The organism is Klebsiella sp. CTHL.F3a (genome assembly GCF_019890895.1).
GTDB classification, from domain to species: Bacteria; Pseudomonadota; Gammaproteobacteria; order Enterobacterales; family Enterobacteriaceae; genus Klebsiella; species Klebsiella grimontii.
On the sequence record NZ_CP082360.1, the window covers coordinates 5,247,264 to 5,260,473 of the forward strand.

Consider the following 13,210-nt stretch of genomic DNA (forward strand, 5'->3'; position numbering starts at 1 on the left):
TCTGTATGGCGACGATCAAGGATACAGCATGACCCGCTATCAACATCTGGCCAGCCTGCTGGCAGAACGCATCGAACAGGGGCTGTATCGCCCCGGCGAAAAGCTGCCGTCGGTACGCAGCCTGAGCCAGGAACACGGTGTCAGCATCAGCACCGTTCAGCAGGCCTACCAGATGCTGGAACAGCAGCAGCTGATCGTGCCGCAGCCGCGATCCGGCTATTTCGTGGCCCCGCGTAAAGCCCAGCCGCCGGTACCGCCGATGTCGCGTCCGGTCCAGCGCCCCGTCGAGATCACCCAGTGGGATCAGGTGCTGACCATGCTCGACGCCCGCCACGACAAATCGATTATCCCCTTCGGCGGCGGCTCGCCGGACGTCACTCAGCCAAGCCTGAAGCCTATCTGGCGCGAGCTGAGCCGGGCAATTCAGCACAACCTTAGCGAAGTGCTGAACTACGACGAGCTGGCCGGGCGTCGCGAGCTGCGCGAACAGATCGCCCGCCTGATGCTCGACGGCGGATCGGTGGTCACCGCCAACGACCTGGTGCTCACCAGCGGCTGCCACAGCGCGCTGTCGCTGGCGCTGCTGTCGGTGTGCCAGCCCGGCGATATCGTCGCCGTCGAATCCCCTTGCTACTACGGCACCATGCAGATGCTGCGCGGATTAGGGCTAAAAACCATCGAGATCCCCACCGATCCGGAAACCGGGATCAGCATCGAGGCGTTAGAGCTGGCGCTCGATCAATGGCCGATCAAAGGGGTGATCCTGGTCCCCAACTGCAATAATCCGCTGGGGTTTATCATGCCGGATGCCCGCAAGCGGGCGGCGCTATGCCTCGCCCAGCGCCACGATATCGTTATCTTTGAGGATGATATCTACGGCGAACTGGCGACCGAATACCCGCGCCCGCGCACCATCCATTCCTGGGATATCGACGGACGGGTGATGCTCTGCAGTTCGTTTACCAAAACCATCGCTCCCGGCCTGCGCATCGGCTGGATTGCCCCCGGCCGTTATTACGATCGTCTGCTGCAGATGAAATATGCCGCCAGCGGCACCAACGTCCCCTCCACCCAACTGGCGGCCTGTAACTTTATTCGCGAAGGCCACTATCACCGCCACGTGCGGCGGATGCGGCAGATCTACCAGCGTAATATGGAGATCTACACCTGCTGGCTGCGGGAGTTTTTCCCCTGCGGGATCTGCGTTACCCGCCCGAAAGGCGGCTTTATGCTGTGGGTCGAGCTGCCGGAGCAGGTGGATATGGTCTGCGTCGCGAAGCAGCTGTGTCGCCTGAAGATACAGGTCGCGCCGGGATCGCTGTTTTCAGCATCCGGGAAATACCGCAACTGCTTAAGGATCAACTGCGCCCTGCCGCCGATCGAGAAGCATAAAGAGGTGATGGTGCAGCTGGGGGAAGCGGTGAAAGTGGCGATGGAGTGAGTCTGCGTTAATCGGGACTACCGGTTCCCCATCGTCTGCGGGCCGGTAGCCCGGACAAGGCGCGTCAAGCGCCGCCTCCGGGATTTCTCTTCTCCCTACACCTAAGACCTTATAATGCGCTCATATCACCGCATATATAAATAATCCTACTGCCGCACGCAGCAGCGTAATATGCTGGATAATAACCCCAGGGCAGTAAACAATTAGCGAATGACCACTAAAGCCAAAATAACAAAAAGTTTTTTGCTAAATAACCAGCATATAAGAAAACCCCACCAATATAGCTAACCGCATGATTCACCAGCAAATATATACCATTTATTTTTGAAAAAACTGACCTGATTGCCTTCCCATAATAATCCCGATACATTCACTCATTCCCTATACGGGAAACTCTAAATATAAAAATCACAACAATATAACCGGGATGAATGTCATGAAAATAACCAAAGACCGAGTGGTTTACGCCATGTCGCGCGAAAACACTCCTGTCGCTACCGTCAGCAGCGGCAGTGAAGTGCTGTTCGAAACCTGCGACTGCTTCTCCGACCAAATCACCTCCGCCGATGCCGTGTTCAACGAGCTGGACTGGCAGCGTATTAACCCGGCGACCGGGCCGGTGTACGTCGAGGGCGCCGAGCCGGGCGATGCGCTCAAGGTGACCATCAAACGCATTACCCTGAGCAGCAATCAGGCGGTGATGGTCACCGCACCGCAGCTGGGGGTGATTGGCGACGAGCTCGATGCCCCGAAGGTCACCATCGTGCCCATTGAAAACGACCATGCCATACTGCCCGGCAACGTGCGCGTGCCGCTTAATCCGATGGTCGGCGTGATCGGCGTCGCGCCTGCCGGGGAAGCCATCTCCTGCGGCACGCCGGATAGCCACGGCGGCAATATGGACTGCAAAATGATCACCGCCGGCAGCACCCTGTGGCTGCCGGTCAACGTCCCCGGCGCGCTGTTCGGGCTGGGCGATTTACACGCCGCGATGGGCGATGGCGAAGTTTCGGTTTGCGGTCTGGAAATTCCCGGCGAAGTGCTGGTCGAACTGACGGTGGTCAAAAACCGCAAGCTGCCGCTGCCGATGCTCGAAAACAGCGAGACCCTGTTTACCCTCGCCTCGGCGCTGACCCTCGATGATGCCGCCGCCATGGCTACCCGCAATATGGCGCATTTTATCGCCGACAATACTTCCCTGACGCTGGCGGACGCCATCAGCATCCTGAGCATTGCCGGCGACCTGCAAATCTGTCAGGTAGTCGACCCGCTGAAAACCTGCCGCTATGCCTTACCGAAATCAGTGGCTGAACAGCTCTCCTTGCGAATTGAAGGGGAGCAGGCATGAGCGTTGAACAATTTGGCTATAAGCAGGAGCTGCACCGGGCGCTGACTTTCCGCGACCTGCTGGTCTACGGCATGATTTTTATGGTGCCCATCGCGCCGTTTGGCGTCTTTGGCTACGTCTGGGACGGCGCGCAGGGCATGGTGGCGCTGGCCTATCTTATCGGTATGGTGGCGATGTTCTTTACCGCCATGAGCTACTGGTCGATGTCGCGCGCGTTTCCGGTTTCCGGCTCGGTATATGCCTATGCCCAGCGCGGTATTCATCCGATTGTCGGCTTTTTTGCCGGCTGGCTGATCCTGCTGGATTATATTCTGGTGCCGTCGCTGCTCTATATCGTCAGCGCGGCGGCGCTGGCGCCCATGCTGCCGGGCGTGCCGGGCTGGATGTGGATTGTCGGCTTTATCGCGATTAACAGCCTGATTAACCTGCGCGGCATTACCTTTACCGCGCGCGCCAATAATACGATTCTGATCGCGGAGATCGTGGTGCTATCCGTGTTCGTCGTGCTGGGGCTGATTGCGCTCTACTCCGGCGCCGGAGCGGGCCATCTGACCCTCGACCCGCTCTATAACGCCGATAAGTTCAGCCTGCCGCTGGTGATGGGCGCAGTCTCCATCGCCGTGCTCTCGTTCCTCGGCTTCGACGGGATCTCCACGCTGTCAGAGGAAACGAAAGGCGGCGTAGATACCGTGGGTAAGGCGTCGCTGGGCGCGCTGATGCTGGTTGGTTCGCTGTTTATCCTGCAAACGTGGATTGCCGCCGATCTGGCGCAGGGCATGACGTTCAGCAGCCTCGATACCGCCTTCTACGATACCGCGAATCTGGCGGGCGGCGGCTGGCTGAAGTATGTCACCATGTGGTCGACGGTGATCTCCTGGGGGATAGCCAACGCCCTGGTGGCGCAGGCTGCCGTGTCGCGCATTCTGTTTGCGATGGCGCGCGACAAGCAGCTGCCGCAGCTGCTGGCGAAAGTGCACCCGCGGCTGAAAACGCCTTACGTTAGCACCCTGTTTGTGGCGCTGATTTCGCTGGCTTCCGGCCTGTGGTTCTACGGCGATATCGATAACCTCAGCCGTCTGGTGAACTTCGGCGCGCTGATGGGCTTCCTGGTGCTGCATATCGCCGTGATAAACCATTACATCATTCGCCAGAAATCGCGCAATCTGGTGGTACACCTGCTGTTCCCGGTGGTGGGCCTGTGCATTATCGGCTTTGTTATTTATGAAATGGACGCGCAGGCCAAGGTGCTGGGGCTAAGCTGGCTGGCGGTTGGCGTGGTCTATTACCTGCTGATGCGCCTGGTGCTCAAGCGCAATGTGGAACTGAAGCTGGAAGGCTAGCGCGATTTATCTCCCCGGCTCGCGCTACGCTTAGCCGGGCTACCCGATTGCACGGGCCGGTAGCCCGGACAAGGCGCGTCAAGCGCCGCCTCCGGGAACAGCGCGCAATACAGCCTCCACTTTTCCCCGGCTCGCGCTACGCTTAGCCGGGCTACCCGATCGCACGGGCCGGTAGCCCGGACAAGGCGCGTCAAGCGCCGCCTCCGGGGAAACAACGCGCAATACAGCCTCCACTTTTCCCCGGCTCGCGCTGCGCTTAGCCGGGCTACAGGTTCCCAGCCGTCTGCGGGCCGGTAGCCCGGACAAGGCGCGTCAAGCGCCGCCTCCGGGGAAACAACGCGCAATACAGCCTCCACTTTTCCCCGACTCGCGCTACGCTTAGCCGGGCTACAGGTTCCCGGCCGTCGGTTCGTCCTCGCCAAAAAACACCATACCTTTATAGGGCTTCACCCGGCACGCCGCCAGGCGCTGGGCGAGGCTGCCGACGTGCAGCTCCAGCTTGTGGCCGTCCGGGTCGAGAAAATAGTGCGATGCGCCTTCGCTTTTGTTGGTTTTCCAAACCGGAACGCCAGCCGCATTCAGGCGCCCGGCAAAAAGCGCGAAATCCTCTTCTGCAATGCTGAACGCGTAGTGGGTGTAGTCGCTCTCCTCCGGCGAAATGACGCGCCGCTGCGGGTCCAGCGACAGGCACAGCCAGAGGTCGCCGCAGGAAAAATATGCGCCGTTATCCCAGCGGGCGCGCAGCGTCATCCCCGGAAGCTGCTGATAAAACGCCACGCTCGGCGCCAGCTGGCTGACCGCCAGGGTCAGATGGTTTAATCCGCTTAACATGGCTTTTCCTCTAATGACGTTACGATTTGCTGGCGCAGCCACCGATGCGCCGGATCGCGGTGCCAGCGCTCGTGCCACAGCATCAGCATCTCAAACCCGGCGACCGCCAGCGGCGGTTCAACCACCGTCAGCCCCTCAGCTCCGCGCACCAGCCGCTCCGGCAGCACCGCCACCAGCTCGCTATTACGCAGCGTCTCCAGCATAAAGAGGAAATGTGGCACAGAAAGGACAACCCGCCGCGCCAGCCCGAGATTCGTCAGCGCGCTATCGGTCGCGGCGCTGAATCCTCCGCCGTCCGGCGAGACAATCACCTGCTCCAGCTCGCAGAACTGCGCCAGGCTTAACGCCGACCGCAACGCCGGGTGCCCCGCTCTACCCGCCAGCACGTAGCGCTCGCGGAACAGCAAACGCTGATGCAGCCCGGGCGGCGCGCCGTCGCGCGTGTGAAAAAACAGATCGACCTCATCACGATCCGCCTGCTGAACCAGCCGCGCGGGCTGTAGCTCAAACAGCGCCAGGCGGCTGGCTGGAGAGGCGATGCGCAGGGTATTGAGTACCGGCAGCAAAATCGCCGACGCCATATAGTCCGTCGCCGCCACCCGCCAGGTCTGCGCCGCCGTGGCCGGGTCGAAAGGCTGAACCGGCGCTACCGCCAGCTCCAGCGCCAGCAGCGCATCTCGCAGCGGCCCGCGCAGTTCATCAGCGCGGGCGGTGGGCTGCATTCCGCGCGGCCCCGGTAGCAGCAGCGGGTCGGCGAAAATCTCCCGTAGTCTTGCCAACTGCACGCTGACCGACGGCTGCGACAGGTTGAGGCGCTGCGCCGCGCGGGTGACGTTATTTTCGCTGAGCAGGACGTTCAGCGTGCGCAGCAAATTGAGATCCAGCCCCTGGAGATTAATCATTACTATACCTGTCATTGAAGCAATTCATTTCTACTATAGCGTCGTCGACTCTACTCTGCAGCTCTCCATTGCTCAGAGGTGATTTCAATGAAAATATTACTGGTTTACGCCCATCCCGAACCGCGTTCGCTTAACGGCGCGCTGAAAGATTTTGCCGTGCAGCATCTGCAAAACGCCGGTCATGACGTGCAGGTGTCCGATCTCTACGCCATGCGCTGGAAGGCGGGATTTGATTCCGACGACAGCAGCGCCCCGCCGGTCGGTGAAAGCTGGCGGGCAACGCGGGATTCGCAGTACGCCTTCGCTAACGGCACGCAAAGCGCGGATATCATGGGCGAACAGGAGAAGCTGCTGTGGGCCGATACGGTGATTTTTCAGTTCCCGCTGTGGTGGTTTTCGCTGCCCGCCATCATGAAGGGCTGGATTGACCGGGTCTACGCTTACGGGTTTGCCTACGGCGTCGGCGAGCACAGCGAAACCCACTGGGGCGATCGCTACGGCGAAGGCACGTTCGCGGGGAAACGGGCGATGCTGATCGTTACCGCCGGCGGATGGGCGGAGCACTACGCGCCGCGCGGAATTAACGGGTCTATCGACGATATCCTGTTCCCTATTCAGCACGGGATGCTGTTCTATCCCGGCTTTGACGTCCTGCCGCCGGTGGTGTTCTACCGCACCGACAAACTCGATGCACAGCGCTTCGCCGCGCTGCGCGAGGCGCTGGCCCGGCGACTGGATACCCTCTCTGAAACGCCGCCCATTCCCTTCCGTCGTCAGAACTACGGCGACTATCTGATCCCCTCTCTGAACCTGCGCCCGGAGCTGGCGCCGGGCGAAAACGGCCTCGCTATCCACGTGAAGCCGATGTGAATCTCGGTGGGTGATATTCGCGGCCCGGCGAATATCACCACAATTCATAAGGTGAACTGTGAGCCTCCACGCAATAACGGCATCGCGCCCCGCTACGCCCCTTCGCATATTGATAGCGATCAAGAATAATCATACCGTCTGGTCGGTATGATTCGGGCCATGAATATGGAAGCCCAACATCGTAAAAAAGATCCCGTCCGCCTGTATAAGCAGCTGCTGGAGTCCGCGGCCACCATCGCCGGCCGGGACGGCATCGCCTCTCTGTCGCTGAACGCCGTCGCGCGCGAAGCGGGCGTCAGCAAAGGCGGCTTACTGCACCATTTCCCCAACAAGCAGGCGCTGATTTTCGCTCTCTTTGCCCGCCTGCTGGCGATTATGGAAGAGGCGATTTCAGAGCTTATGGCCGCGGATAACATCTCTTATGGCCGCTTTACCCGCGCCTATCTGCGCTATCTGTCGGCGCCGGAACTCACGGATACCCAGGAGAGCCGCCAGCTGATGGTGCTGTCGCTGGCCATGCCGGATGAACCGGTGCTGCGAAAATGCTGGCGCGACTGGATGCTCGACCATCTGGCGCAAGGCGATGAACTGGACAATAGCCATACCGGCACGCTGGTGCGCTATGCGGCGGACGGCATCTGGCTATCGGAATTAACCGAGGGGCGCACCATGAGCCCCGGGCACCGGCAGTCGCTGGTCAGCGATCTGACGAAGATGACGCTTCCTGCGTGAAGCATGTTGAGGCCACGATGCGCTATAACATCCATGGCCGTCTGATTTATGATGCAATGGACGGCACGCTAACGTTACCAGGAAGCGATGAGGCGGACAGCCAGCTGTCGATCACCGCCAACGCGCTGCTGTGGTTCTTCCTGCGCCACACCGAGGTGGTCAGCCGCGATGAGGTGCTTAAAAAAGTCTGGGATGACAACGGGTTAACCTCATCCAACAGCAATCTCAATCAGTACCTGAGCATGCTGCGCAAAACCTTTCGCCACTACGATATCGACAACATTATCGTCACCGTGTCGCGCGGACTGCTGCAGCTCAATCCGGATCTCACCATTGAGAGGCTCGACGCCAGCCCGGAGCTGGAACCGCTGTTAACGGCGGAAGTTGAGCAAGACGAAACCGCCGCCCCGGAAGCGCAGAAGGCCGTTCCCAGCCGCCACGCGCGCGGCACCTGCTGGTATCTCGCCGGCGGCTGCCTGCTCACCATCGCCCTGCTGCTGGTGGTATGCAGTTTTCTCGGCGGCAACACCTCGCACCCCATCACCCTGACGCAAATGCGCCACAGCCAGTGCGAGCTGCTGGCCAGCGATGAGATGCTGCGCTCCGTTGCCGGAACCGCCTATGGCAAGAATTTTGATGCCGTGCGCCAGCGCCTGAAGCTGGAGTGCAAGCCCGGCGAACGCTTCGTCTTCTTCTATGGCGACCGGCTGGAAACCAACGGCCTGGGCCGGGTATTCCTCGCCCACTGCGCGATGCATGAAGATAACCCGTTCAGCTACTGCGATAACTATTTTTACTATTCATGGAAGCCGCAATGAGACTCGCCCCGCGCCCCTTTTTCGCCCTCTCCAGCCTGGTGTTTATTGCCGCCGCCGGGTTCTGCGCCTGGAAGCTGCTGCCGGTCGAAAACGGCGGGGTGATGAGCTGCTCGACCAAAGCGATTATGCGCTTTGAGAACATGGAGAAAGAGAACGTCAACGGCAATATCCATTTCAACTTTGCCGCCAACGGAAAAGGGTCGATGGTCGTCGAAGGCTATACCGATTCCGCCGCCGGTTGGCTCTATCTCCAGCGCTACGTCAAGTTTAGCTACACCAGCAAACGCATCTCCACCACCGAGCGCCACTATCGCATCAGCAAGTGGGAATCCAGCGCCTCGTCCATCGATGAGTCGCCGGACGTGATCTTCGACTACTTTATGCGTGAGATGTCCGATAGCCACGACGGCCTGTTCCTGAACGCGCAGAAGCTCAATGAGAAAGCCATTCTTCTCAGCTCTATCAACTCACCGCTCTATGTCTGCACGCTGAAGTCCGGCAGCAAGCTTGATTAAGCTCACACCCGCTTTTCCTTCATCGCTCTCGCTTTAGTAAAACCGCACGTTTTGTATTTAGCCTGCCGAATAAAACACGATCCTCTCCACACTTCATACATCGTCAAATTACCCCCGATCTGCAATAAATTAGCAACTTGTTAACATCAGTTCGCCTCCGGCTAAATGGTGAAAAAAACGCCGCAATCGTCACTCAATCCGCCCGGCCACCACAGCATAAACGCATAAATCGCCCGCTTATAAAATCTAATTAATAGAGCAAAAAACTAAAAATTCACCTTGTGCAGATTTAAATTTCACTTCATTCGCCATTCCCTATAGTGAACCCCGAACGCCGCTTCCGCGTCCTGACGTCGTTACGCGGACGGTTTTCCCGAATCACAAAACCTGTTCTGAAGGAGAAACCATGGGTGATGCATTAGGGCTTATCGAAACCAAAGGTCTGGTGGCCTGCATTGAAGCAGCGGATGCGATGTGTAAAGCCGCCAACGTCGAGCTGATTAGCTATGAAAACATCGGCTCGGGGCTGGTGACCGTCATGGTGAAGGGCGACGTCGGCGCGGTGAAAGCGGCGGTCGATTCCGGCGTCGAGTCCGCGCAGCGCATCGGTGAAGTGGTGACCTCGCTGGTTATCGCTCGTCCGCATAACGACATCAACAAAATCGTCATTAAACACAAGGCCTGATGGCCAGGAGAACGCAAATGGGTGATGCATTAGGTCTGATTGAAACCAAAGGTCTGGTGGCTTGTATCGAAGCGGCAGATGCGATGTGTAAAGCCGCCAACGTTGAACTGATTGGCTATGAAAACGTCGGTTCCGGCCTCGTCACCGCGATGGTGAAAGGCGACGTCGGCGCGGTGAAAGCGGCGGTGGATTCCGGCGTCGAATCCGCGCAGCGCATCGGTGAAGTGGTGACTTCGCTGGTTATCGCCCGCCCGCATAACGACATCAACAAAATCGTCTCGCATTACAAAATCATGGATTAACCGGAGAAAAACCTGATGAAAGAAGCGCTTGGTCTGATCGAAACCAAAGGTCTGGTGGCCTGTATCGAAGCCGCGGATGCGATGTGTAAAGCCGCCAACGTGGAGCTGATTGGCTATGAAAACGTCGGCTCCGGCCTCGTTACCGCGATGGTGAAAGGCGACGTCGGCGCGGTGAATGCCGCGGTGGATTCCGGCGTGGAAGCGGCAAAACGCATCGGCGAAGTCGTCACCTCTCGCGTCATCGCGCGTCCGCATAACGACATCGAAAAAATCGCGGCACAGCACAAAGCATGACCTGACAGGGCGCGCCCCGTCTCCACTCTTTTAGTCTGATGAAGGATAGACTCATGATTGAACTGGATAACGATTTGCAGTCCCGGCAGAACGCCCGGGAGCTGGTGCGCAATGCCAAAAAGGCGCAGGCGATTCTGGCCACCTTTTCGCAGCAGCAAATCGACGCCATCGTGAAGAACGTGGCCCAGGAAGCGGCGCATCATGCCGAAGCGCTGGCGAAAATGGCCGCGGAAGAAACCGGTTTTGGCAACTGGCAGGACAAAGTGCTGAAGAACCGCTTCGCCTCGCTGCGCGTCTACGACGCCATCAAAGATATGAAGACCGTCGGCATCATTCATGACGATCCGCAACAAAAAGTGATGGACGTGGGCGTGCCGCTGGGGGTGATTTGTGCGCTGGTGCCGTCGACCAACCCGACCTCCACCGTCATCTACAAAACGCTGATTGCGCTGAAGGCCGGCAACGCGATTATCTTCTCCCCGCATCCCGGCGCCCGCCAGTGCAGCTGGAAAGCGATTGAAATCGTGAAGCGCGCGGCGGAAGCGGCAGGGGCGCCTGCCGGTAGCGTCGACGCCATTAGCCAACTGACCCTCGAAGCCACCTCAGAACTGATGCACAGCAAAGACGTGTCGCTGATCCTGGCGACCGGCGGCGAAGGCATGGTGCGCGCCGCCTACGCGTCCGGCACGCCGACCATCAGCGGCGGCCCGGGTAACGGCCCGGCGTTTATCGAACGCAGCGCCGATATTCCCCACGCGGTGAAAGATATCATCACCAGTAAAACCTTCGATAACGGCGTGATCTGCGCCTCCGAGCAGTCGATTATCGTCGAACGCTGTATCTACGACGAAGTCCACCGCGAACTGGAAGCCCAGGGCGCGTACTTCATGAACGAAAGCGAAGCGGCGAAAATGGCAGCCCTGCTCCTGCGCCCCAACGGCACCATCAACCCCAAAGTGGTGGGTAAAACCGCGCTCTATCTGAGCCAGATGGCCGGCTTCTGCGTCCCTGCCAGCACCCGGGTGCTGATTGCCGCGCAGACCACGGTATCGCATTCCAACCCCTACTCGCGGGAAAAACTGTGCCCGGTACTCGGCCTGTACGTTGAAGAGGACTGGAAAGCCGCCTGCCACCGCGTCGTGGAGCTGCTGACCAACGAAGGCCTCGGCCACACGCTGGTGATCCACACCCGCAACCAGGATGTCATCCGCCAGTTCTGCCTCGAAAAACCGGTTAACCGCATTCTGATTAACACCCCGGCGGCGCTGGGCGGTATCGGCGCGACCACCAACATCACCCCGGCCCTGACCCTCGGCTGCGGCGCGGTCGGCGGCGGCTCCAGCTCGGATAACGTCGGGCCGATGAACCTGCTCAACATCCGCAAAGTGGGCTACGGCGTTCGCTCCATCGATGAGCTGCGCGCGCCGGGCAGCCGCCCGGAACCGCAGCCGACCATCGTCAGCCCGGCAGCCAGCCCAAACCGCAGCATCTTTGACGATGAACGTTTTAACGCCCCGGCTGCCGCCACCGCAACCCATCCGGCCAGCGCCGACGATCGCTTTGCGTCTGCCGCCACCGTCGGCGCGGACAGCGAGATTAATGAGCAAAACGTGGAACGCGTCATCCGCCAGGTGCTGGAACGCCTTGGTAAGTAACACATTGATATAAGGCGATAAAAACAATGATTCTCGCAAAGGTAGTCGGACATGTCGTCGCCACGCAGAAGTGCGATGAGCTACGGGGCAGCAACCTGCTGCTGATCGTCAAATTAGATGATGACCAGCAGCCGATGAAAGACCAGACCTGGGTTGCCGTTGATAGCGTCGGCGCCGGTATGCACGACATCGTGCTGGCCGAAGAGTATCTGGCGCTCAACAAAGAGCGCTACAAGGCCATGTCGGTGGTCGCCATTGTCGAGAACGTGTTTCGGGACGCTTAAGGAGTCAATAACCCAATGAGTGAATTTTTGCTGAAACCCCGGATTCGCTTTGGTCAGGATGCGCTTGCCATCCTGAACGAGCTGCCCGCCCGCAACGTACTGCTGGTCACTGACCAGGCGATGGTTAAGTTTGGCCTCGCCGATCGCGTCACGCAGATCCTCAATGCGCGCGGCATCGCTTTCCAGGTCTGGGACGACGTGGTGGCCGACCCGGATATCGCCACCGTAGTGCGCGGTATGAAGCGGATGGATAACAGCTATCCGGATCTGGTTATCGCGCTGGGCGGCGGTTCGGTGATTGATGCAGCCAAAGCGGTTATTTTCGCCCTGGCGCAAACCCGTCCGGACGCTCACCGCGAGCCGCCCTGCTTTGTGGCGATCCCCACCACCAGCGGCACCGGCTCTGAGGTCACCGCCTTTTCGGTGGTAAAAGCCCACGCCGAGAAGCTGGTGCTGGTGGACCCGTCGCTGCTGCCGGATATCGCCATTCTTGACCCGGCGCTGGTGGCCTCGGTGCCGCCGGCGATCACCGCCGATACCGGGATGGACGTGCTGTGTCACGCGCTGGAAGCCTATGTCTCCCTCGCCGCCAGCGACTTTTCCGATGCGCTGGCGGAGAAAGTAGTGCAGCAGGTATTTCGCTTTCTGCCGACCTGCTGGCGCAACGGTGGCGATCTGCTGGCGCGAGAAAAGATGCACAACGCCTCCTGTATGGCGGGCATGGCGTTCACCAACGCGTCGCTGGGCATCACCCACAGCCTTGCCCACGCGCTCGGCGGCGTGTTTCGCGTCCCCCACGGTCGCGCCAACGCCCTGCTGATGGCGGATGTGGTGGCCTGGAACGCCGATTATCACGGGCAGTGCGATACCGATGCCGCCCGCAAATACGCCCGATTAGCCCATCTGCTGGATCTGCCTGCGGCCACTACCCGCCAGGGCGTCGCCAGTCTGTTGGTCGCCATTCAGGCGCTAAAAGACGAAATGAGCATGCCGGCCGGCATCCGCGATACCGGCATCCTTGTAGACGCGTTTGAACAGCGGCTGGCGGAGATGGTCGGCCAGGCGCTACGCGACAGCTGTACCCCGACGAACCCACGCGCGCCGGACGCTCACGCACTAACCGAACTCTATCGCCGGGCATGGACCGGCAACGCCGTTCAGGGCCACTGATAACAAGATTTGGAGAACCTTAC

General features: G+C 59.7%; 15 protein-coding genes. 13 read left to right on the forward strand and 2 right to left on the reverse strand.

Annotation, left to right across the window (positions count from 1 at the left end; all coding sequences use genetic code 11):
* Positions 1 to 28 precede the first annotated feature (28 nt).
* The 3 genes from K7H21_RS24575 (at position 29) to K7H21_RS24585 (ending at position 4,129) form a co-directional block, all read left to right on the forward strand.
* On the forward strand, positions 29 to 1,441 hold the full coding sequence (locus tag K7H21_RS24575) for an aminotransferase-like domain-containing protein (RefSeq protein WP_087828879.1): 1,413 nt from the start codon (positions 29 to 31) through the stop codon (positions 1,439 to 1,441).
* 436 nt (positions 1,442 to 1,877) lie between these two features.
* Positions 1,878 to 2,789: an acetamidase/formamidase family protein gene (locus K7H21_RS24580; protein ID WP_004128509.1), complete on the forward strand. Its 912-nt coding sequence runs from the start codon at positions 1,878 to 1,880 to the stop codon at positions 2,787 to 2,789.
* The gene (locus tag K7H21_RS24585; protein WP_142445093.1) at positions 2,786 to 4,129 is read left to right on the forward strand and encodes an APC family permease; all 1,344 of its coding nucleotides are present in this window, start codon (positions 2,786 to 2,788) and stop codon (positions 4,127 to 4,129) included. Before K7H21_RS24580 ends, K7H21_RS24585 begins: the two co-directional genes overlap by 4 nt.
* A 387-nt stretch (positions 4,130 to 4,516) precedes the next feature.
* Here K7H21_RS24585 and K7H21_RS24590 read toward each other — a convergent pair whose 3' ends face one another.
* Together K7H21_RS24590 and K7H21_RS24595 are read right to left on the reverse strand one after the other, a co-directional pair.
* Complete coding sequence (locus tag K7H21_RS24590; protein ID WP_223035428.1) at positions 4,517 to 4,960, reverse strand: FosA family fosfomycin resistance glutathione transferase; 444 nt, start codon at positions 4,958 to 4,960, stop codon at positions 4,517 to 4,519.
* Positions 4,954 to 5,862, reverse strand: a complete 909-nt coding sequence (locus K7H21_RS24595) for a LysR family transcriptional regulator (protein WP_004128500.1) — start codon at positions 5,860 to 5,862, stop codon at positions 4,954 to 4,956. The genes K7H21_RS24590 and K7H21_RS24595 overlap by 7 nt, the downstream gene beginning before the upstream one ends.
* A gap of 87 nt (positions 5,863 to 5,949) precedes the next feature.
* Between K7H21_RS24595 and K7H21_RS24600 the strand changes: the two genes are divergently transcribed.
* From K7H21_RS24600 to K7H21_RS24645, 10 genes are all read left to right on the forward strand, one after another.
* Positions 5,950 to 6,732, forward strand: a complete 783-nt coding sequence (locus K7H21_RS24600) for an NAD(P)H-dependent oxidoreductase (protein WP_223035429.1) — start codon at positions 5,950 to 5,952, stop codon at positions 6,730 to 6,732.
* Positions 6,733 to 6,879: 147 nt separating this feature from the next.
* Positions 6,880 to 7,464 (forward strand): TetR/AcrR family transcriptional regulator, encoded by a 585-nt coding sequence (locus K7H21_RS24605; protein ID WP_049114454.1) that lies wholly within the window; start codon positions 6,880 to 6,882, stop codon positions 7,462 to 7,464.
* A 17-nt stretch (positions 7,465 to 7,481) separates the two neighbouring features.
* Entirely contained in the window at positions 7,482 to 8,282 is an 801-nt protein-coding gene (locus tag K7H21_RS24610; protein WP_123828506.1) for a winged helix-turn-helix domain-containing protein, read from the forward strand.
* Positions 8,279 to 8,797 (forward strand): FidL-like protein, encoded by a 519-nt coding sequence (locus K7H21_RS24615; protein ID WP_004098240.1) that lies wholly within the window; start codon positions 8,279 to 8,281, stop codon positions 8,795 to 8,797. Before K7H21_RS24610 ends, K7H21_RS24615 begins: the two co-directional genes overlap by 4 nt.
* A 406-nt stretch (positions 8,798 to 9,203) precedes the next feature.
* Positions 9,204 to 9,482, forward strand: a complete 279-nt coding sequence (locus K7H21_RS24620) for a BMC domain-containing protein (protein ID WP_004098239.1) — start codon at positions 9,204 to 9,206, stop codon at positions 9,480 to 9,482.
* A 17-nt stretch (positions 9,483 to 9,499) separates the two neighbouring features.
* On the forward strand, positions 9,500 to 9,784 hold the full coding sequence (locus K7H21_RS24625; protein WP_004098238.1) for a BMC domain-containing protein: 285 nt from the start codon (positions 9,500 to 9,502) through the stop codon (positions 9,782 to 9,784).
* A gap of 15 nt (positions 9,785 to 9,799) precedes the next feature.
* Positions 9,800 to 10,078, forward strand: coding sequence for a BMC domain-containing protein (locus K7H21_RS24630; protein WP_002442217.1), 279 nt, complete (start codon positions 9,800 to 9,802; stop codon positions 10,076 to 10,078).
* Positions 10,079 to 10,131: 53 nt separating this feature from the next.
* The gene (locus K7H21_RS24635; protein WP_223035430.1) at positions 10,132 to 11,733 is read left to right on the forward strand and encodes an acetaldehyde dehydrogenase (acetylating); all 1,602 of its coding nucleotides are present in this window, start codon (positions 10,132 to 10,134) and stop codon (positions 11,731 to 11,733) included.
* Positions 11,734 to 11,759: 26 nt separating this feature from the next.
* Positions 11,760 to 12,017, forward strand: coding sequence for a EutN/CcmL family microcompartment protein (locus K7H21_RS24640; RefSeq protein ID WP_004098229.1), 258 nt, complete (start codon positions 11,760 to 11,762; stop codon positions 12,015 to 12,017).
* A gap of 15 nt (positions 12,018 to 12,032) precedes the next feature.
* Positions 12,033 to 13,187: a 1-propanol dehydrogenase PduQ gene (locus tag K7H21_RS24645; RefSeq protein WP_223035431.1), complete on the forward strand. Its 1,155-nt coding sequence runs from the start codon at positions 12,033 to 12,035 to the stop codon at positions 13,185 to 13,187.
* Positions 13,188 to 13,210 lie beyond the last annotated feature (23 nt).